This window comes from Oceanococcus atlanticus (genome assembly GCF_002088235.1).
GTDB classification, from domain to species: Bacteria; Pseudomonadota; Gammaproteobacteria; order Nevskiales; family Oceanococcaceae; genus Oceanococcus; species Oceanococcus atlanticus.
Map to the genome: position 1 here is coordinate 178759 of NZ_AQQV01000002.1, position 19679 is coordinate 198437.

Consider the following 19679-nt stretch of genomic DNA (forward strand, 5'->3'; position numbering starts at 1 on the left):
ATGCCAGCAGTCCGATGCAAGTCCCGTGCCGATTGGCGGCTGTCACGCACCCGCGGCTGGTGCGCACCGCCCGACCGACGGGTTATTCAGCGGCTTTGGCCGCGCGCGAGTCGAGTACTTTGTCGATCAAACCATACTCGCTGGCTTGCTCGGCACTCATGAAGAAATCGCGCTCGGAATCCTTGGCGATCTGCTCCACGGTCTTACCGGTATGCCCGGCCAGCATTTCGTTCAAGCGCTGGCGCATGAACAGAATTTCCTTGGCATGAATTTCGATATCGGTCGCCTGACCCTGGAAGCCGCCCAGAGGCTGATGGATCATCATGCGTGAATGCGGCAAGGCAAAGCGCTTGCCAGGAGCACCACCGGCCAACAACACGGCCCCCATACTGGCCGCCTGGCCGATGCACAGTGTGCTCACGTCCGGCTTGATGAACTGCATGGTGTCGTAGATCGACAAGCCCGAGGTGATCACACCACCGGGCGAGTTGATGTACAGATGGATGTCTTTGTCCGGGTTCTCAGACTCCAGGAACAACAGCTGGGCGACGATCACATTAGCCATGTGATCGTCGACTGGACCAACCGCAAACACCACGCGCTCCTTGAGTAGACGCGAGTAGATATCAAACACGCGCTCACCGCGTGCCGACTGCTCAACCACATAAGGAACGTAGTGCATGCGCTCTTCCATCTTTATCCCTGACTCGGTGCTTTCTCGGTAAGTTCCTCGAAGCTGAGTTTTTCAGACTCGCGCTTCGCCTTGGACAGGCAATGTTGCACGACTTGGTCTTCCAGCACCATGGCCCGAAGGGACTGCATGAACTGCGGGTTCTGACGGTAGTAGGCCATCGCCGCATCAGAATCGTCGAAACCACCGGCGATTTCGCCAAGTTTGGCTTCAACTTGTTCGTCGCTGACCTGCAGACTTTCTTTCTTGATGATCTCGCCGATCAGCAAACCCAGCGCAGTGCGGCGCTTGGCCTGCTCTTCGAACAGCGCATCCGGCAGCAGCTGGTGCAGCTCATCGTGAGACTTTTGGCCCTGACCAAAACGCTGAGCCGCGTCCTGACGCATCCGTTCGATTTCCTGACTCACAAGCCCGGACGGAACCAGAATGTCATTGGCTTCGAGGATGTTCTCAAGCACCTGTTGTTTGGTGTAGCGCGCTACCGCCTGAGTTTTTTCCTGCTCCATGGATTCGCGCAGCTTTTCACGCAAGCCTGCTTCGTCGCTGTCTTCCAGCCCAAACTGCTTGCAGAACTCGGCATCAACTTCCGGCAATTCACTGGCCTGCACCGATTTCACGGTCACCGCGAAGCTGGCCTGCTTACCCTTGAGATTTTCCGCGTGGTAATCCTCGGGGAACGTCACCGGAACATCTCGCGCTTCACCAGCGCTCATGCCGACAATGCCGTCTTCCATTTCCTTGAGAAAACGACCGGATCCGAGCTCCAGATCGGTATCTTCGCCGCTACCACCCTCAAAGGCTTCACCGTCAATGGTACCGACGAAGTCGATCTTGACCTGATCGCCTTCAGCCGCGGCGCCGTCTTTCTCCACCCAGGTTTTGCGCTGCTCGCGCAATTTCTGCAGCAGGCTGTCGATGTCGGCGTCACCAATCTCGGTTTCAGCCTCTTTAACGGCCATGCCGTCAATGCCCTGAAGCTCGATCTCGGGATATACGTCGAACACCGCGACATAGGCCATATCCTGACCCGCATCAATGGCTTCGAACTCGATTTGCGGCTGCCCTGCCGGTTGAACACCGGATTCCTGCAAAGCCTTGGGGTAGCTGTCCTCAAGCAGGTCGCTCAAGGCGTCCTGACGCGCACGCGCGCCATAGCGTTGTTCCAGCACTTGGGCCGGGACTTTGCCAGGACGGAACCCATCGACACGGGCATGACGACCGATCTTCTGCAGATTCTTCTTAACGGCCTGTTCGTAATCGGCGGCGGGGATGCTAACGCGCATCCGGCGCTCGAGCCCTTCTGCGGCTTCAACGCTGACTTGCATGTTCTTGACTTTACTCTAGGTGGTGCGATTTGCGAGATGGATGGTGCGACAGGAGAGACTCGAACTCTCACGGGTTTCCCCACTGGAACCTAAATCCAGCGCGTATACCAATTCCGCCACTGTCGCGTATGGACGAAACAACCGTCTGGAAACGTCTTGGGCAGAACGGTTGAGACTGGTGGGCCATGTAGGACTTGAACCTACAACCAGCGGATTAAGAGTCCGATGCTCTACCAATTGAGCTAATGGCCCGCTCGAAACCGTCTATTGTAACGCGCAAAATCTGCTGCGTCAGCGCCTGCGCGACGGCCCAATCCGGGCTGCGCAAGCGAAAAAGAAATGGGGTGGACGATGGGATTCGAACCCACGACAACCGGAATCACAATCCGGGACTCTAACCAGCTGAGCTACGCCCACCACTGCAGGGCGCGCATGATACCGGAAATTTTCCTGCAAGCGAATACCCTACGCAGCGTTGCATGACATAAAATTGCCTCTTTTGCCCAAGAGACATCATGAACCACGTCGCTCGCGCCGATTTCGATCGCTACATGACCCCGAACTATGCTCCTGCTCCGATTGTTCCGGTGCGCGGCCGCGGTTCGCGTCTGTGGGATCGTGACGATCGAGAGTATGTGGACTTCGCTGGTGGGATTGCCGTGTCCGCGCTCGGCCACGCGCACCCAGCGCTGGTCGCGGCGCTCACCGAGCAAGCCAACAAGCTGTGGCATGTCTCCAATCTTATGGTCACCGAACCTGCCCTGGCCCTGGCCAAACGGCTGACCGAGCTGACCTTTGCCGACCGTGTGTTCTTTTGCAATTCGGGTGCCGAAGCCAATGAAGCTGCGCTCAAATTGGCGCGTCGCTACGCGTGGGACAAATTCGGCTCTGACAAGAATGAAATTGTCTCCACCACCGGCTCGTTCCACGGCCGCACCCTGTTCACCGTAGCCACCGGTGGCCAAGGCAAGTACAGCGAAGGGTTCGCGCCACTGCCCGGCGGCATTCGCCACGTGCCCTATAACGATCTTGATGCCATGCGCGAGGTCATCGGGCCCAACACCTGCGCGGTCATTGTTGAACCGATCCAGGGTGAAGGCGGCGTGCGCCCGGCAGCCGACGGCTACCTGGCAGGTCTGCGCGCACTGTGCGATGAACACAACGCCCTGCTGATTTTCGACGAGGTGCAGACTGGCGCAGGCCGGACGGGCCACCTGTATGCCTACATGGGCGCCGAGGTCACACCGGACATCCTGACCAGCGCCAAAGGTCTCGGCGGCGGTTTTCCCATCGGTGCCATGCTGACCACCGACGAGATTGCTGCGAGCCTGGTTGTTGGCACGCACGGCAGCACGTTTGGCGGAAATCCCATGGGTTGTGCTGTGGGCCTGGCTGCGCTCGACATCATCGCCAACGCAAACACGCTGCAAGGCGTGCAGCAGCGTCACGACCAACTGATCAGCGGCCTGCGCACACTCAACGACAAGTACGACATTTTCAGCGAAATCCGCGGCCAGGGGCTGCTTTTGGGCTGCGAACTCAAGGCCCAGTGGGCGGGTCGCTCACGCGACCTCAATGCGGCAGCATTGGCACATGGCTTGCTGTGCCTGGTCGCAGGCCCAGACGTGTTACGTCTGGCCCCTAGCCTGCTGATCGACGCAGAGGATATCGTCGAAGGGCTCAAACGACTGGATGCCGCCCTAGCTGATCTGTCGTAGCCTGCATGCCGCGGTGCCAGATGCCGTCTTCGAGGTAACGCTCGCCGGTTTCGGCAAAGCCGAAACCGGCATAGAACCGGCACAGACGCTCCTGCGCACCTATCCATACCGGCACGCCCGGACCAAAACTGCGCACTTTTTCGACAGCCTGATCCATCAAGCTGATGCCCAAACCTTGCTGACGATGTGACGGCGCCGAAACCACCCGCCCAATCGACGCCTCCTCGCGGACAACCGCCGGTTCGAAGATCCGGGCGTAGGCCAGCAAGTGCTCACCGGCCCAGCCAGCCAGATGCCAAGCGTGCAAATCCCAGCCGTCCGCATCCAGGAAAGCGCAGGTCTGCTCGACCACGAAAACTTCCTGACGCAGGCGCATGATTTGATACAGCGCAGCGCCGTCCAACGCGTCAAAGGACTGGCAAACCCAGCGCAAGCCAGCAAGACTCAATCCGGCAGCACCTCAGACAGGGGCATGCGCGCCAGACTTGGCGCCAATAGGCTGCCGAAATACAGATGCTCGGCTCCCTGGCGAACACTGGTAATCGGCGCATAGGCCGACTCACCCGCGTCCTGCAGATTCACCATGACCTCGGCCTCAAGATTCAAACCCAGAGCAAAACCGTGCAAGACCGGCCCCGGCTGCACCGCGGCGGGTAGGCGCCAGACCATTTTGCGCACAAACGGGTGCGGCAGCAGTGCATCCAGTGGCGCGGTGCGCGGTGCATACAGAGCCAGCCAGAACATGTTCTGACCATTGAACGTGATGTTGTCGGGAAAGCCTGGCAGGTTGTCGATAAACACGTCGCTCTGCCCTGCACGCTCACCCTTCAGCCAGTGCCGCAACACGCGGTAGCGGGTCGTTTCATTGACCAGCAGATAGTCTTCATTGGGCCCCAGCGCAACCCCGTTGGCAAAATACAGGTCAGGCATTACAACCCAGGTCTTGCCGGTCTTGAGATCCGTCGCCACCAGGCGACCATTAGGACGATGTTCAAACACGTCATCCATGACGTGATGCACGCCGAATTTGACCGAGGCATCGGAGTAGTACGCGATATCGTCCGCAGACACATCGACATCGTCGGTGAAACCCAATGGCACACCTTCGGCGCTATCGGCTACGACTTCAAAACTACCCGGCTGACGAATCCGCAGCAGGCCTTTAACCGCATCGGCAACGATCACGTCACCCGCAACCGAAAATGCGATGCCGAGCGGCCGCCCGCCGGTGTCGGCCAACAGCTCCGGCTGCGTGCCATCGGAGGCGAAGCGCATCACACGACCATCGATGAAGCCGGTCACCAGACGCCCCTGGGTATCGATGTTGATGGCTTCCGGACCGTGTCCAATGTCGGTCGCGATGCGCTCAAGCGAAGTCAGCCGGTCATTCGGAGCAAAACGCGCATCGTCGGTGGGCGGCGCTGGCGGCTGCCAGGCTGCCGGATCAATGTTGACCGGCCACAGCAACAGATAGGCCAGCAAAATCAGTAAAACGCCTCCCAGCACCGTCTTTAACATTCCCGTCGCCTCGTCTTTTTATTCAGGGCAAAAAAAACCGCGGCACAAAGGCCGCGGTACAAGTCTAACCGAGTCGCAAATGTGGCTTGGGGGAGCCAGGGGAGGACATGATGCTGCGTTTCGGTCAGTCGGCCTTGCAGGGAGTCAAGGCCTAGGGGGATTGAAAAGAGGTCAGGTCAGCGATATCCAGTTGATAACCATCAAGCATCCGAATGTGGCAAACAGTGCGCAGTACACCAGCTTAGAACGCCACCCGTCGGCAGGGTTCCGCAGGCTCGCAAAGGTCTTGCGACTGTTGCGCTGATTCATCATCTGCTTCGGCATGGCCACCTCGGGTGCCGCTGAACTTGAGGTGTACTGTGCGCGCGTCAAGGTGAAGAAAACGTCAATAAAACGGCAGGCTTTTTTGTGGCACACAAAAAATCGCCATAAAGTCGACGCATCACATTGAAACAGATAAAAAAACCCCGAACCAAGCGGCTCGGGGCTGGGTCTTGAAGCGGCGCCTTGCGGCGCCGGCTCACATCAATTCAGCACGCGAAAAACCACGCGACGATTCTTTGCACGACCTTCCTCGGTGGCATTGTCGGCGACCGGCCGGCTTGAGCCGTAGCCTGTGGCGACCATGCGCTCAGCCGAGACACCACGTTCGGCCAAAAAATCCTTCACCGCATAGGCGCGCCGGGCCGACAGCGCCTGGTTGTAGTCATCGTTTCCCAACGCATCGGTGTGACCGGCAATCTCGACACGGATTTCCGAAAGCCCACCATTGAGCAGGTCCGCCACCGGGCTCAGCACGTCACGCGCCGATGCAGTCAACTCATCCGAGTTGAGCTGAAAGTTCACACCCTTGAGCAGCACGGCGTCATCCAGCGGGCAACCCTGCGCGTCGACCACCTCACCTGGCGGCGTGCCCGGGCACTGGTCCAGAGCATCGCTAACGCCATCGGCGTCGCTGTCGCGTTCGCTCAGCGCATCACAGCCGGTGCGATCAACCTTAGCGCCCGGCGCGGTATCCGGGCACAGATCTTCGCCATCGATCACGCCATCGCCGTCACCATCCGCCACAGGCGCGGCAGCTTTACCGAAAGCCCACATTGCGCCCAAACCGAAACGCCCGTCGACCAAGACAGCGCGCCCGGAATCGAAGTTGTCGTACTCGTTCTCCAGCGCCACAGCACGCGCCTCAAGACGCAGGCTGACCGGCTGGAACGGCGTCTGCCAATCAACACCACCACCCAGACTGATGCTGGGACGGGTGCGGTCATCATCGCCGATCTCTTCGTAAGCCACCGCCAGACCGGTGATGACATAAGGAGACAGCGAGGAGTTCATGTTGAAGTGGCGCAAGATATCGACACCCAACTGATACAGCTGGTCCTGGCCGGTCTCATCGTCGCGCTCAATTTCATTCCACGCGGCCGAGATCTGCGTGCTCCACCCCTCGTAGGCGTTCAACGGCAAACCCCAGTACAACACCGCACCAGGCTGCTCGGATTCAGCCTCCCGTACCTCTGAGGGCGTCAAATAAGTGCCCATCAGACCCAATTGACTGGATTCCCACCAGCTCGTGCTTTCGGCCTGCGCAGCACCGACAGCCAGCGCCGATACGGCCAGCGCGGCCGCTCCCGTAGTTCTCAACATCCGTGATTCCCCTTGAAGTGAAAAGCGCTCAGCCGGCGTTCCCATACAAACCGATTCAAGCACCCGTAAGTCCGTATTATAGGGATGACCCTGTCTGGATTCATTGCGGCATATGCCAAGCTCACTGGCCCAACCCGATTGCATCACGCAACCGTGATGCAGCGCAGAATCGAATGGCGTTTGCTGTTGGGCTTGAGTGTGCCCATCTGCACCCTGATCGTGATCGCCGCATTGACCGCACTGCATGGCAAAACCCAGCATCTGCTGGAGCGCCATGTCCAGACCCAATTGCTGGACATCGCGCGCACGCTGGACAACAGCACGCAATGGCCGGACGAGCAGGCATTTCGCGCCGAAGTCCAAGATTGGCCGTGGCGCGAAATCTGGATCGAGGACTCACAGGGCGCCCATATCTGGCACCAGACTCGCGCGGCCATCGAGACACGCTGGCCCGAACCGCAGCGACAGACCCTGCCATTGATGGGGGGCAACAATCTGGTCATCGAGCCCCTCACGCTGCCCGCAGCACAGCAGCACGCGCTGCTCAAGCTGGCGCTGATCACACTGTTGGCCGCCTGCCTTGGCTCAGCCATTGTCAGCTGGCTGATTTATCGCTGGGTCAGCCAGCGCTGGGTTGCACTGGCCCGCTGGTCGCTTGAGTTGGATGCCGGGGAACTGGGCAAACCACCGCCTCACACATCCGGACTGAGCGGGCACATCGCCAGCCTGCAGGCCGTTCTGGCCCAGCGCTTGCGCTATGCGCGCGACACCCTGGCTGAATACACGCAGCCGCCGCAACAAGACGACGGCGAGCGCGTGGAACAACTCCATCAGGAACTGGATACCACGCGCGCGCAACTCGCGGAAAGCCGTGACCGCTTGGCCCGTCGCGCCGAATTTTTGTCAGCTATGAGCCACGAGTTGCGCACGCCGCTGACATCCATCGTGGGTTTCGCCGAGCTGCTGGAACAAGGCCATTTGGCGAACGAATCACTGAATTACGTTCAGACCATACGCAAGTCAGCCTCCGGCATGGTGTCGCTGGTCAACGATTTTCTCGACATGGAGCGTGCCGACGCCGGGCAACTGGATATCCATCAGGTTGGCCTTGATCTGGCGGACATCGTCGAAGACACCGTATCGCTGATGGCGCCGCTGGCCTACGAAAAGAATCTCGAGCTGGTCAGCATCGTCGATCACGACATCCCGGCACGCCTGATAGGCGATCCCGGCCGGGTCCAACAAATTCTGACCAATCTGGTATCCAACGCGGTCAAATTCACCGATCACGGAGAGGTTGTGGTTCGCGCAACCCGTGTATCCGACGACAATGGTGCGCTGCGCATTCGTCTCAAGGTTCAAGATTCAGGGCCTGGCCTCAGCCAGGCCCAACAGGATCAGCTGTTCACCGCCTATCAACGCTTTGAACAGGATGGCCAGCACGTCGTCGCTGGCAGCGGTCTGGGTCTTAACATTGTTCGCAAGCTGACCGACCTGCTGGGCGGCGACATCCAGGTCGACAGCCAACCCGGACACGGCGCCAGCTTTTCCGTCACGTTGCCATTTCAACCGCACCCACAAAAATCCATGCGCATGAGTTGGGATGGCTTGCGCGGGACCCAGCTCTGGCTGGTTGAGCGTCATCCAGCCAGTTGGCGAGCTCTGCAGCACCAGCTGGAATTCTGGAGCGTGCGCAGCCGGCAGTTTGATTCGCCCGGCGCGCTGCAACGCGCGCTTGAGAACGATCACGCAGATATCGTTCTGCTCAGCCTGCAAAATGACGAGCTCAACGAGGACATGCTGCGCGACATGATTGCAGCCAGCCCAAGTCCGGTTGGCGTGATGATCAACAGCGTCGATGCGCGCGTACATCGCCAACTGCAAGACTGGGGCGCCGCCCTGGTGCTGCCAAAGTCAGCCACCCGGACCACGCTGTACCGTGCGCTGAGTGATCTGCGCCATTTGCGCGAAGGCGACGACAGCAACGCTCTGACCGATCAACACGTACTGATCGCCGAGAACAACCCGGCCAGCCAGTATTTTCTCAAAGCCTTGCTGGAGAATCTGGGGGCCCGCGTCACCCTGGCCAACAACGGCCGCGAAGCCCTGGAACTGTGGCGAGCACAGCGCCAACCTTACGTTTTGCTCGACCTCAACATGCCGGAACTGGATGGCCAGCAGGCCACCCATGCCATTCGTGATGAAGATCCGGGAGCTGCCGCCGTGATTATCGGGATGTCGGCTTACCTGACGCCCGAACAGGAACGCGAATGGCTCAACGCCGGCCTCAACGATCTGCTGACCAAGCCGTTTGATCAGGCTCAGCTACTGCGCTGCCTGCACCCCTGGCTGCACGCCGAGAAACCGGTGTCACAGCCTGCTAAACGGGGCACCAGTGCGAAGCTGGTGCACGATCCTGAACTGGCCGCGATGATGCAGGACGAGTTGCCCAAGCAGCTCGAGGAGCTGGATGTTGCTTTCATAGAAAGCGATCTGGAATCGGCCCGCGCGGCAGCACATCAACTCCACGGCACAGCGGCGTTTTTCCATCTTGAGCCACTCAAGTCGCACGTTTTCCTGCTTGAAAAACGTCTTAACGCACTCGACACGCTCGCCGAGGCTGGCGCCCTGCGTGAAGACATGGCGGCCGTCACGGCCGCCGTGCGCAATGTTCTGGATGGCTTACGCAGCGCCCCCTGACTCGGGCTTATATGGCTGAACGGGTTGCCGGCATCGTGCGCGCACGCATCATCACCGCTTTCATGCGGGCGACCGCCGCAGCCATACCCATGATCACGGCATCAGAGATAATGCTGTGACCAATATTCAATTCCTGGATTTGCGGGATGCGTGCAATTGGAACCACGTTTTCGACCGTCAAGCCATGGCCCGCGTGAACTTCCAAGCCGGCCGATGCCGCATATTCGGCCATTTTCTGAAAACGCGAAACCGCATTGGCCTGATCGCCCGCATCTTGTGCATCGGCATAGCCACCGGTGTGGAATTCGACCACCTGAGCGCCCGCCGCCACGGCTGCGTCGATCTGAGCCGGGTCAGCTTCGATGAACAATGACACGCGCGAACCTGCTGCACGCAGGCGCTCGCATGCTTCACGGATACGCGCCATGCCCCCGACCACATCAAGCCCCCCTTCGGTGGTCAGCTCTTCACGCTTCTCCGGCACCAGACAACAAGCCGGCGCGGCAACGGCCTCGGCAATACGCAACATCTCAGGCTCGGGTGCAAGTTCCAGATTAAGCGGAATGCCAAGCGCCTGACGCAGTTCTTGCACATCCCTTTCCTGGATGTGGCGACGGTCTTCACGCAAGTGCGCAGTGATGCCATCGGCCCCGGCAGACTGGGCCACAAAAGCTGCAGCCAGAGGCGAGGGATACAGGGTTCCGCGCTGCTGGCGCACCGTGGCAACGTGGTCGATATTGACCCCCAAGCGTAAAGGGGATGTTTGCTGGCTCATGCGACGGACCCGAAAAAGCGGCGATTCTACCCTGTTGTGCCCGGGCCAGCAGCGCGCGAGCTCTGCAGGCTGGTCAATTCGCGCAGCATTGACGCACTTTGCAATGGTCTTGTGCCCAGCTGACTCCTCAACATCTCGGCCAACAACGGCCGACACGGATTAACCCGGGCATCCCATGCCCCCGCCAACAACGCCTGCAGTGCCGCCACCGGCACGCCTGCAGAGGATGCCACCAAACCACGTGTTGAATCCCAGCGGAATGCCGCGGCCTGGGTCAAGACATCGGGCTGCAGGGCGTAACCCTGATGACTGAGCAGGCGATACTCAAACTGACGCAGCAGCGGCGCCGGGTCATGCTCGGGCAATCGCTGCAGAACCGTCAGATAAGCGTCAAACAACTCCGCCGCCTGGGAGTCATTGTGCGTCGCCAGGCGCAGGATGAGCTCATTCACATAAAAGCCGCACCACAGGCGCGTGCCGCTCAGACGCGGCGCGACACCATCCGCTTCGAAGCGACTTAGCGTGCCCAGCTCGGTTTTCTGCACGAAATCCAGTTTGAGCGGCCGAAATGATTGAAGCAGCCCACCGCCGCGGGCTTGTCGCCCCCCACGACTGACCAGACTGATGCGACCATAGTTACGCGTCAGCACGTCCAGAATCAGGCTGGTTTCCCGTAAGGGGCGTCGATGCAGTATCCAGGCCGGCTCGGCGCTGGCCCGCAGGCTCACTCGGTTGCCCCGTACCCGAATGCACGCAGGCTGTCTTCATGATCAGCCCAACCTTCGCGCACCTTGACCCACAGGTGGATATCGAACGACTGATCGAACAAGCCTTGCAGACGTTCCCGCGCCGATTGCCCGATGGCTTTGAGCCCCTGCCCCTGCTTACCGATCACAATACCCTTGTGGGACGGCCGGTTGACCCAGATCGTGGCGTGGACCTCGTTGCCATGATCACTCTGCGACATGCGATCAATGGTCACCGTGGTGGCGTACGGCAATTCCTTGTTGAGGCGCAAAAACAGTTGCTGGCGTATGTGCTCGGCAACCAGAAACTCCGCCGAATGCGGCGTCAGGGTATCGGCGTCGTACAGCCACGGCCCTTCAGGCAAACGCTGATCGAGTTCGCTGAATAAGGCTTCGAGGTTGTCGCCTTTGGTGGCCGACAGCGGCACCAGAAAGTCGGGCTGGATGAGTGCATGCAAACGGCCGATCTCCGGCAGCAACGCGCTCTTGTCCTTGATCTGATCAACCTTGCTCAGAATCAGGCCGAGGTTGCCAGGGCGGGCACGCTGCATGCGCGCCAGCATCTGGTCATCGGCCGAGGTCCAGCGCCGTGGCTCGACCACCCATAGGGTCACGTCAACGTCCGCCATCGCACTGATGGCGGTGCGGTCCAGCAGCCGATTCAGGGCTTTACCCTGGATATCCGCCTGCCCGGGCGTATCGACGAAAACATACTGGCTGTCAGCGCGTGTCAGCACCCCCATAACCCGATGTCGCGTGGTTTGCGCCTTGGGCGAAACGATCGATAAGCGCTCGCCAAGCAAGGCATTCATCAACGTCGATTTGCCCACATTGGGACGCCCAACCAGCGCCACTGTTCCAGCCCGTGTCATGTCCGCCTAACTCTCATGGTGCTTGCAGTTGTTCCAGCATACGCCTGGCGGCATCTTGTTCCGCCGCGCGACGGCTCCGCCCTGTCCCCCGGGTCAGCACATCGGCCACACCGCAGGTCGCTTCAAACTGCTTGCGGTGTGCCGGTCCGGATTCGGCAACCAGCTGATAATCGGGCAAGCCGCGCCCCGTTGCCTGCAGGCGTTCCTGCAACCGGGTCTTGGGATCCTTGAGCTCATCGGGGCGCGGCAGGTTTGCCAACCGCGCTTCAAACAGCTGCAGAATCTGTTGCTGCGCCGTCTCAAAACCGGCATCGCAGAGTATTGCGCCGAGCAAGGCCTCCAGCGCATCTTCCTGTATCGATGCACGTCGGTGGCCACCGCTTTTCAGCTCACCCGGGCCCAGCTCGATATCCATGCCCAGGTTCATATCAGCCGCCAGCGCAGCCAGTGTTTCGCCGCGCACCAGATGAGCCCGCATGCGGGTCAGGTCGCCTTCATCGCAGTCCGGTAAACGCTGATACAGCGCCTGGGCGATGACGAAGTTAAGCACCGCATCGCCCAGAAATTCGAGCCGCTCGTTGTGCCGATTGCCAGCGCTACGGTGGGTTAGCGCCGCTTTGCGCAACTCGGCGTCGCGAAACGGAAAGTCTTGCAGCCGTTGAATATCAGCCACCACCCCTGACCATCGGATATTCCTTGTCAAAGGTCAGCACCAGGTCCCAGTTGGCGAACAGATGCTCCCGCACCTCGTATTTGTAAGCCAGGGCTTTGCCGTTCTTGCTCTTCTTGATTTTGACGTCGTTCACTTTGAGATGTTTGACGTCATCCACGTCCCAGCGACGTTGCAAGCCTTTACGCAATTCGAACTGAGACAGCTCATAGTTCTGCGGTGATTTGGCCGTCTGTGACACGATCTTGGTGGCCTTCGCTTCATTCATGTAAATCGGCGCAATCACCATCGCAAGCAGTGCCCCACCACCGATCACCGCCAACAAAAACATCACGTTGTACATGCCGCCGGCTTGACGTTTCATCGTTGTCATCATTCTTCCCCGTTGCCTGTTTTCCGTTACCGGATCGTGTTACCGATTCTATCCAAAGCCGGACGGTTTTTTCGGCCATCCCAACTCATCCAGATGAAAAAGGCTTTGCCCACCAAGTTGCGCTCGGGCACAAAACCCCAGGCCCGGCTATCCTCGGAACCATCACGATTGTCGCCCATCATGAAATAGTGCCCCTCAGGCACCGTGAACTCGGCATCGTCATTGGGCCGGTGCGGGCTGACCAGTATGCGGTGCTCGACATCACCGAGCTGTTCAATCATTTCCTCGGCAATGACCTTGCGACCGGCCGCATCCGCACTGTAGTACCCGCTGACCTCGCGCGACATCTTCTCGCCGTTGATGTAGAGCGTTTTGTCGCGATAGGTGACGCTGTCGCCGGGCAGCCCGATCACACGCTTGATGAAGTCCTTGCTTGGGTCGCGCGGGTAGCGGAACACCATCACATCACCACGCTCCGGCTCGCCCAGCGGCACCAGCAGGTTGTGAAAAACCGGCATGCGCAAACCGTAGGCAAACTTGTTCACCAGGATGAAATCGCCAACCTCCAGGGTCGGGATCATGGAGCCGGACGGAATCCGGAAAGGTTCGACCAAGAAGGAGCGCAACAGCAAAACGATCAGGATAACCGGGAAGAACGAGCGGCAGAATTCCGCCCATTTGCCCGGCTCGGCCTGCGCGGTACGGCGCGGAGCAAACAGCTTGGCATCGATGAGCCAACCCACGCCGGTGACAACCGCGGCCAGCAGCAAGGCTGCCGCGAAATCGAAATGTACGTCGGGAGCAAACACCAAATCAGTCCTTCTGATCGCGGCTGAGCACGGCCATGAACGCGTCCTGCGGGATTTCCACCTTGCCGAACTGCTTCATGCGTTTCTTACCGGCCTTCTGTTTTTCCAACAGCTTGCGCTTACGCGTGGCGTCACCGCCGTAACACTTCGCGGTGACGTTCTTGCGCAGGGCTTTGACCGTTGTCCGCGCGATAATACGCGATCCGATCGAGGCCTGAATCGCCACGTCAAACATTTGACGCGGGATGATCTCACGCAAGGCTTCCGCCAACTGACGTCCGCGCCGCTCGGCATCCGCACGATGCGCGATGGTCGCCAGCGCATCGACCTTGTCGCCGTTGATCATCACTTCCAGCTTGACCAGATCAGCAGGCTCGAAACGCAGGAATTCATACTCGAACGAGGCGAAGCCACGGCTGATGGATTTCAGCCGGTCAAAGAAATTCAGCACCACCTCGGCCAGCGGCAGTTCGAACTCCATCGACACCTGGCTGCCGTGGTACTGCATCTTGCGCTGGGTACCGCGCTTCTCCATGCACAGCTGCATGACCGCACCGATAAATTCCTGCGGCAGCAGAATGCGGGCCAGGATCACCGGCTCAAGCACGCTCTCAAGCGTAGCCGGATCCGGCAACTCCGCCGGGTTTTCGACTTCCAGCTCTTCTCCGCCGCGGGTCATGGCCTTGTAGACCACCGTCGGCGCGGTGGAAATCAGGTTGAGCGAATACTCCCGCTCCAGGCGCTCCTGCACGATCTCCATGTGTAGCATGCCGAGAAAGCCGCAACGGAAACCGAACCCCAGCGCACCGGACGTTTCCGGTTCGAAGTTCAACGCCGAGTCATTCAGGCGCAGTTTTTGCAGCGCCTCGCGGAAATCCTCGAAATCGTCGGCATCGACCGGATACAACCCGGCGAAGACGCGCGGCTGAACCAGCTGAAAACCGGGCAACGGGGCCTGAGCCGGCTGCTCGGCGCTGGTCAGCGTGTCGCCGACCGGCGCGCCGTCGACATTCTTGATGCCGGCGATGACGATGCCCACTTCGCCACATTCCAGTGCGTCGCACAGCACGCGCTTGGGCGAGGCATAGCCCACATGATCGACCTGATGACTCTGGCCGGTCGACATCACGCGAATCTTTTCGCCCTTGGCCAAACGGCCATTGACGATACGCACCAACGAAACCACACCCAGATAGTTATCAAACCAGGAGTCGATGATCAGGGCCTGCAATTCACCTTGCGGATTACCCTGCGGCGGCGGCACCCGGCTGACCAGTTGCTCGAGAATCTCGCGCACACCGAGACCGGTCTTGGCACTGCAGGTCAGCGCGTCGCGCGCCTCGATGCCGATGACATCCTCGATCTGGGTGATCACACGCTCCGGCTCAGCGGCCGGCAGGTCAATCTTGTTGAGCACCGGCACCACGTCCAGATCCTGCTCGATCGCGGTGTAGCAGTTGGCCACGCTTTGTGCTTCAACGCCCTGCGACGCATCGACCACCAGCAAGGCCCCTTCGCAGGCAGCCAGCGAGCGTGACACCTCGTAGGAAAAGTCCACGTGCCCGGGGGTGTCGATCAGGTTGAGCTGGTAGGTCTCGCCGTTGTCGGCGGTGTAATTCAGACGCACGGCCTGCGCCTTGATGGTGATCCCACGCTCGCGCTCGATATCCATCGAGTCCAGCACCTGCGCGGCCATCTCGCGTTCGCTCAAACCTCCGCAAATCTGGATAAAGCGATCGGCCAAGGTCGATTTGCCATGGTCGATGTGGGCAATGATGGAGAAGTTACGGATGTGGTCTTGCATGCAGACGCTGTCAGATTGGGTGATACCACCGGTCGGAGACCGGCAAAAAGGCAGAGATTATACAGGCCCGACGGGGCCTTCGAGCCGTTCCAGAGCACGCGCCACGGATTGGGCATCGAAAGTGCCGACGCAGATTTCCTCGCCGGCCGACGTGGTCAACACCGGGATGCGCTGTGCGTGCAGGCTGCGCGCCTCGGGATCGCGATCGACATCACGCCAGTCGAGCTGGAAGCGCCCGGCGAAGTGTTCATGCAGTTGATCCTCCAGATGCTCGCACAGCGTGCAAGCCGGCCGGCTGTAGAGGATCAGCTGTGCTTGCGCCATCTACTCCTCGGGGCGCTGTAGGGCGATGAACAGCGTACGCTCATCCCGCAGCACCAGCAGGGCCGCAGACTCACCACGACCCAGCGCGCTGATCACTCGCTGAAAATCAGCTTCGCTGTCGATACTGACACCGGCCACACCCAGAATCACATCGCCCGGACGCAAACCCGAGGCGGCTCCGGCACCACGCGGCGCCATGCCGCGCACCACCAGACCACCGTCCACGCGCAGACGTGCGGCCAGTCGATCACTCAGCGGCTCAAGCTGCAAGCCGGTCCAGTCTGCACTTTGCGGCGCTGTCTTTTCATCCGGAAGCTCACCCAGCTCTGCGCGCAGGCTGGAGCGGCGGCCATCGCGCAAAAGTTCGATGCGCACCTTGTCACCCGGTGCATGTCGCCCAACCAGCGGCGGTAACGCGCGTGAGTCGGTAATCGCTTCATCATCAAATTTGAGGATGATGTCGCCCGCTTTCAGGCCGGCCTCATCAGCAGGACCCTGTGGCTCGATCTGACTGACCAGCGCACCAGTGGCGTGATCCAGACCAAAGCTTTCGGCCAGCGCGCGATCGACCTGCTGTATGACAACCCCGAGCCAGGCGCGACGCACCTTGCCGTGCTTGCGCAACTGCTCGACCACGTTCAAGGCCGTGTCCGAGGGGATGGAGAACGACAGCCCCATGTAGCCGCCGGTCTGCGAGAAAATCTGCGAGTTGATGCCCACCACTTCGCCATCCAGATTGAACAGCGGACCACCGGAATTGCCCGGATTAATGGCCACATCGGTTTGCAGGAAGGGGACGTACTGCTCGGAGGCCAGCGCTCGGCGCTTACCCGACACGATGCCTGCGGTCACGGTCTGTTCAAAGCCAAAAGGCGAACCGATAGCCAGAACCCACTCACCCACCTTCAACGCATCCGAACTCCCCCACTTGAGCACCGGCAGACCACCCGCATCAATCTTCAGCAACGCCAGATCGCTGGCCGCGTCACGCCCAATGACTTTGGCCTGAAACTGCCGCCGATCGGCCAGTGTGACTGTGATTTCATCGGCTTCCGCAACCACATGGTTGTTGGTCAAAATCTCGCCGTCACGGGTCAGGATGAATCCTGAACCCAGGGATTGTCGGGGTTGCTGCTGCTGTGATTCGGGCTCCGCGCCAAAATCACGAAACCACTCAAACCATGGCGGTGCCGCGCCCTCTTCACGGCCGGCGGCTTGCGCTTCGGAGCGACCGCTGATGTTGACAATGGCCGGTCCGGATTGCTCGACCAAGCGGGTGAAATCAGGCAGTGCGGCATCGTCCTGAGCGCAACCGACAATCAACATAGCTGCCGTAAACAAACCGATGGTGCGCGCCACTAAACGCCACCCTGCCCGCGTGATACTCGTCTGAGCCATGCCAGTCCCCTGAGCTCAGCTCGCTTTATGCCGGACCTGGCGCACTGCCACAGACTCGCATGTCGGTGGCAGCCGCTCGACGCAACACACGCGGCTGAAGCTGATTGTCGATGTACAAACGTCGAAGGCGCGGCCCCAACCACGCACCCGCGATCAAACCTGAAACGCCCGCGCCGGCAATCCATGCATCGTTGGCGCCGAGTGAAGCAAGCAGCGCCGCCAATCCGATCAATCCAAGCAGGGGCAGCAAATAAATCAGGGCGGTCGCTTTGACGAAAATGCCGGGTTCGATGCCCAACACCACGTGCTGCCCCGTCTCCAGATTCAAGCCCTGATCATCCAGCAGCAATCCTTGCAAACGCCGACGAATCAACTTGCCAAAGACACCACCGCCACAACCCTCGCCAGCATCGCAGCGAGCACAGCCGGTTTGGCTGGCGGCCGCCAGCCGCACACGGCGACCCTGCCGCTCTACAACGATGGCCAGATTTTCAATCACGGATTCTGTGTGACCTACTGCGCGTTCTTGAAAGACGTGAATCGCAGGTTATCACCAAAGAAGCGCACCGTGGCCTGCGGAACTTCACCAACGACGGTGACATGATGATCCTCGATCATCCGGCCGTAAGCGTTGACACCACCAAGACGGGTCAAACCCTGTAGCGCTTCATCGGGCAACTGGCTGGACGTGGCAAAAACCGACACCGCGGCTAGCCCGTCGGTATAAACCATTTGCGTAACCGGGCCATCAAAGCCCGGCCAGCGTCCCGTCTCACGGGTGGCCAGGCGAAAGCCCTCGGGCAGATCACGCACTTCCCAGATGCCTTCTTCGGCAGACGATTCAGAAGCCAGGGTGCCCAGCCCTTGCTGACTGACCTGGCGAAAATCCTGTGTATCGATCGGCGATTCGAAGTACCGATCTTCAATGCGCGGCGGGAACTCGATATGCGTGAACACGACCTGCTCAAGCAGCGCGCCATTGTCGTCAATCAGTCGGATGTCGAGCGGCAAAGCGCTCTCTTCATCGAGGCAAAGCGCATAGTTGTAACGATAGATGTCACGCGAGCGCACGCGCACCTCGCGACAGGCCCGTCCAGCCACGCGGGTATCACCCACAACCTGAATCAGTTCATAGACCTGACCGAGCTCTTCAAACGCGGCACGCGACAATTTGGGCAGCAAACCACGCAAACCCTCATGGTCGCGCACAACTGCTTTTTGATCGGGCAATATGCACGTCACCTTCTCGCCAGCACGCAACACTTCGCGCTGCTGGCCAGACAGGGAAAACATGCGCTCGTGCTCCTGCCCCTGCTCAAATCGATGGTAAACACGCAGGGTTTCGAGCTGCTCGCCGTTGCGGTACACAGCGGTGCCCTGGTACGTGGTCAGGCGGACCGCTTCGTTCATACGCTGCAGCCATTCCAATGCGTCCGCTGCACCCACCAGCGGCCAGCAGCTCAGCGCCAGAGCAAGCGCCAACCCGGAACCTCGTACCACGAAATTCACTCGTTACTGGCTGTTTGCTGAGGCCGCGCCGCGACACGCGCATAACCCAGCGACCCGGACAAAGCATAGCCCCCACCGGAGCGGGCGTGATTAATCAGGTAGGTATTGAGGCGCTCTTGCATACGCGCCTGCGCTGCCGCCTGTTGCGCTGTGGCATCAGCTGTTTGGGCGTGACTCCACTGCGCTACGATGGGGCGCGGCTCTTGCGGTGAGGCAATCACCAGCTCACGTGGTGAGGTGGCTTGATTGCGATGACTGGCTGGACTGTTGGTACTTGCGGTGGCAACCAATTGGGTGGGTACTTGAGCTGCGCGTGCAGCTGGCATCTGGCTCGCGAGCGGCTGAGCGCTCGCCACCGGCACAACGGCGGCGTCATTGGACGTTGCCGCCAACATTTCATTGCCGAGCTTGGGCGCCTGAACATCAGGCTGGATAACGATAACGGCTGCGAGTGCCGCGGATGCCGCCAGAGCCAAACCCGCTGCGGGCACCTGCCAGCGCTGCGATGCCACGCTGCGCCAACGACCAGGCGCCTTACGCATCATGCGGATGACACGAGAACCACGTACCGGCGCAACCAGCGGTGCCTCCAGACGAATCGCCTCACGCACCGCAACGGACACATCCACACACATGGCCTTAGGCTGGTTCATGAGGCTGCCCATCATGGCCTGGCGGCAGGCTCGGGAACGGGTGCGCTCACACTCCAGCTGCTCGAGCAACTCATCGATCTGCTGACTCGACAACTCTCCATCCAGGAAAGCGCAAACAAGCTGATCTTTCACACTCTCGTCGCTCATCGC

Annotated in this window: 19 protein-coding genes and 3 tRNA genes; 2 read left to right on the forward strand and 20 right to left on the reverse strand. The window is 60.1% G+C overall.

Annotated features, from left to right (window positions below; translation table 11 throughout):
• Window positions 1-82: 82 nt before the first annotated feature.
• The 5 genes from clpP to ATO7_RS08065 form a co-directional block, all read right to left on the reverse strand.
• Window positions 83-694, reverse strand: a complete 612-nt coding sequence (gene clpP, locus ATO7_RS08045; protein WP_083561173.1) for an ATP-dependent Clp endopeptidase proteolytic subunit ClpP — start codon at window positions 692-694, stop codon at window positions 83-85.
• A 2-nt stretch (window positions 695-696) separates the two neighbouring features.
• Window positions 697-2016 carry a trigger factor gene (tig, locus tag ATO7_RS08050; protein ID WP_083561174.1) on the reverse strand — a complete coding sequence of 440 codons (1320 nt, stop codon included), beginning with the start codon at window positions 2014-2016 and terminating at the stop codon, window positions 697-699.
• A 41-nt stretch (window positions 2017-2057) separates the two neighbouring features.
• Window positions 2058-2142: transfer RNA gene (locus ATO7_RS08055), tRNA-Leu, on the reverse strand.
• A 50-nt stretch (window positions 2143-2192) separates the two neighbouring features.
• Window positions 2193-2268 (reverse strand) — tRNA-Lys (locus ATO7_RS08060).
• Window positions 2269-2356: 88 nt separating this feature from the next.
• A tRNA-His gene (locus ATO7_RS08065) sits at window positions 2357-2433 on the reverse strand.
• A 98-nt stretch (window positions 2434-2531) separates the two neighbouring features.
• On the opposite strand from ATO7_RS08065, the gene ATO7_RS08070 reads away from it, so the two are divergent.
• Window positions 2532-3734, forward strand: coding sequence for an aspartate aminotransferase family protein (locus ATO7_RS08070; RefSeq protein WP_083561175.1), 1203 nt, complete (start codon window positions 2532-2534; stop codon window positions 3732-3734).
• Here ATO7_RS08070 and ATO7_RS08075 read toward each other — a convergent pair.
• The 3 genes from ATO7_RS08075 to ATO7_RS16785 all read right to left on the reverse strand — a co-directional run bounded on the left by ATO7_RS08075 (window position 3697) and on the right by ATO7_RS16785 (window position 6896).
• On the reverse strand, window positions 3697-4110 hold the full coding sequence (locus tag ATO7_RS08075; protein WP_083561779.1) for a GNAT family N-acetyltransferase: 414 nt from the start codon (window positions 4108-4110) through the stop codon (window positions 3697-3699). The two genes, ATO7_RS08070 and ATO7_RS08075, sit on opposite strands and share 38 nt — an antisense overlap.
• Before the next feature lie 68 nt (window positions 4111-4178).
• The gene (locus ATO7_RS08080; RefSeq protein WP_083561176.1) at window positions 4179-5252 is read right to left on the reverse strand and encodes an SMP-30/gluconolactonase/LRE family protein; all 1074 of its coding nucleotides are present in this window, start codon (window positions 5250-5252) and stop codon (window positions 4179-4181) included.
• Between the two features lie 525 nt (window positions 5253-5777).
• A complete protein-coding gene (locus ATO7_RS16785; protein WP_158523109.1) occupies window positions 5778-6896 on the reverse strand; it encodes an OmpA family protein in 1119 nt (372 codons plus the stop codon).
• Between the two features lie 84 nt (window positions 6897-6980).
• Between ATO7_RS16785 and ATO7_RS08100 the strand changes: the two genes are divergently transcribed.
• On the forward strand, window positions 6981-9596 hold the full coding sequence (locus ATO7_RS08100) for an ATP-binding protein (RefSeq protein WP_083561178.1): 2616 nt from the start codon (window positions 6981-6983) through the stop codon (window positions 9594-9596).
• A gap of 7 nt (window positions 9597-9603) precedes the next feature.
• Here the strand turns inward: ATO7_RS08100 and ATO7_RS08105 are convergent, their stop codons facing one another.
• Genes ATO7_RS08105 through ATO7_RS08160 form a run of 12 tightly spaced genes read right to left on the reverse strand, consistent with a single transcriptional unit; the run spans window position 9604 to window position 19676 of the window.
• Complete coding sequence (locus ATO7_RS08105; RefSeq protein ID WP_083561179.1) at window positions 9604-10371, reverse strand: pyridoxine 5'-phosphate synthase; 768 nt, start codon at window positions 10369-10371, stop codon at window positions 9604-9606.
• A gap of 26 nt (window positions 10372-10397) precedes the next feature.
• Complete coding sequence (gene recO / locus ATO7_RS08110) at window positions 10398-11099, reverse strand: DNA repair protein RecO (protein ID WP_158523111.1); 702 nt, start codon at window positions 11097-11099, stop codon at window positions 10398-10400.
• The gene (gene era, locus ATO7_RS08115; protein WP_083561181.1) at window positions 11096-11989 is read right to left on the reverse strand and encodes a GTPase Era; all 894 of its coding nucleotides are present in this window, start codon (window positions 11987-11989) and stop codon (window positions 11096-11098) included. The genes recO and era overlap by 4 nt, the downstream gene beginning before the upstream one ends.
• Window positions 11990-12002: 13 nt before the next feature.
• Complete coding sequence (gene rnc / locus ATO7_RS08120; protein ID WP_083561781.1) at window positions 12003-12662, reverse strand: ribonuclease III; 660 nt, start codon at window positions 12660-12662, stop codon at window positions 12003-12005.
• Window positions 12655-13023 (reverse strand): DUF4845 domain-containing protein, encoded by a 369-nt coding sequence (locus ATO7_RS08125; protein ID WP_158523112.1) that lies wholly within the window; start codon window positions 13021-13023, stop codon window positions 12655-12657. The genes rnc and ATO7_RS08125 overlap by 8 nt, the downstream gene beginning before the upstream one ends.
• Before the next feature lie 35 nt (window positions 13024-13058).
• A complete protein-coding gene (gene lepB / locus ATO7_RS08130; RefSeq protein WP_083561782.1) occupies window positions 13059-13841 on the reverse strand; it encodes a signal peptidase I in 783 nt (260 codons plus the stop codon).
• Window positions 13842-13845: 4 nt separating this feature from the next.
• Complete coding sequence (gene lepA, locus ATO7_RS08135; RefSeq protein WP_083561183.1) at window positions 13846-15645, reverse strand: translation elongation factor 4; 1800 nt, start codon at window positions 15643-15645, stop codon at window positions 13846-13848.
• Between the two features lie 57 nt (window positions 15646-15702).
• Entirely contained in the window at window positions 15703-15969 is a 267-nt protein-coding gene (locus tag ATO7_RS08140; RefSeq protein WP_083561184.1) for a glutaredoxin family protein, read from the reverse strand.
• On the reverse strand, window positions 15970-17367 hold the full coding sequence (locus tag ATO7_RS08145; RefSeq protein WP_083561185.1) for a DegQ family serine endoprotease: 1398 nt from the start codon (window positions 17365-17367) through the stop codon (window positions 15970-15972). It abuts the gene before it with no gap.
• Between the two features lie 25 nt (window positions 17368-17392).
• Complete coding sequence (locus tag ATO7_RS08150) at window positions 17393-17866, reverse strand: SoxR reducing system RseC family protein (RefSeq protein ID WP_158523113.1); 474 nt, start codon at window positions 17864-17866, stop codon at window positions 17393-17395.
• A 14-nt stretch (window positions 17867-17880) separates the two neighbouring features.
• The gene (locus ATO7_RS08155) at window positions 17881-18876 is read right to left on the reverse strand and encodes a MucB/RseB C-terminal domain-containing protein (protein WP_083561187.1); all 996 of its coding nucleotides are present in this window, start codon (window positions 18874-18876) and stop codon (window positions 17881-17883) included.
• Window positions 18873-19676 carry a hypothetical protein gene (locus ATO7_RS08160; protein WP_083561188.1) on the reverse strand — a complete coding sequence of 268 codons (804 nt, stop codon included), beginning with the start codon at window positions 19674-19676 and terminating at the stop codon, window positions 18873-18875. The genes ATO7_RS08155 and ATO7_RS08160 overlap by 4 nt, the downstream gene beginning before the upstream one ends.
• Between the last annotated feature and the right edge of the window lie 3 nt (window positions 19677-19679).

Coding starts and splice junctions, on each gene's coding strand:
- clpP (WP_083561173.1), bottom strand. CDS start 694: ATGGAAGAGCGCATGCACTACGTTCCTTATGTGGTTGAGCAGTCGGCA.
- tig (WP_083561174.1), bottom strand. CDS start 2,016: ATGCAAGTCAGCGTTGAAGCCGCAGAAGGGCTCGAGCGCCGGATGCGC.
- ATO7_RS08070 (WP_083561175.1), top strand. CDS start 2,532: ATGAACCACGTCGCTCGCGCCGATTTCGATCGCTACATGACCCCGAAC.
- ATO7_RS08075 (WP_083561779.1), bottom strand. CDS start 4,110: ATGCGCCTGCGTCAGGAAGTTTTCGTGGTCGAGCAGACCTGCGCTTTC.
- ATO7_RS08080 (WP_083561176.1), bottom strand. CDS start 5,252: ATGTTAAAGACGGTGCTGGGAGGCGTTTTACTGATTTTGCTGGCCTAT.
- ATO7_RS16785 (WP_158523109.1), bottom strand. CDS start 6,896: ATGTTGAGAACTACGGGAGCGGCCGCGCTGGCCGTATCGGCGCTGGCT.
- ATO7_RS08100 (WP_083561178.1), top strand. CDS start 6,981: ATGACCCTGTCTGGATTCATTGCGGCATATGCCAAGCTCACTGGCCCA.
- ATO7_RS08105 (WP_083561179.1), bottom strand. CDS start 10,371: ATGAGCCAGCAAACATCCCCTTTACGCTTGGGGGTCAATATCGACCAC.
- era (WP_083561181.1), bottom strand. CDS start 11,989: ATGACACGGGCTGGAACAGTGGCGCTGGTTGGGCGTCCCAATGTGGGC.
- ATO7_RS08125 (WP_158523112.1), bottom strand. CDS start 13,023: ATGAAACGTCAAGCCGGCGGCATGTACAACGTGATGTTTTTGTTGGCG.
- lepA (WP_083561183.1), bottom strand. CDS start 15,645: ATGCAAGACCACATCCGTAACTTCTCCATCATTGCCCACATCGACCAT.
- ATO7_RS08140 (WP_083561184.1), bottom strand. CDS start 15,969: ATGGCGCAAGCACAGCTGATCCTCTACAGCCGGCCGGCTTGCACGCTG.
- ATO7_RS08145 (WP_083561185.1), bottom strand. CDS start 17,367: ATGGCTCAGACGAGTATCACGCGGGCAGGGTGGCGTTTAGTGGCGCGC.
- ATO7_RS08160 (WP_083561188.1), bottom strand. CDS start 19,676: ATGAGCGACGAGAGTGTGAAAGATCAGCTTGTTTGCGCTTTCCTGGAT.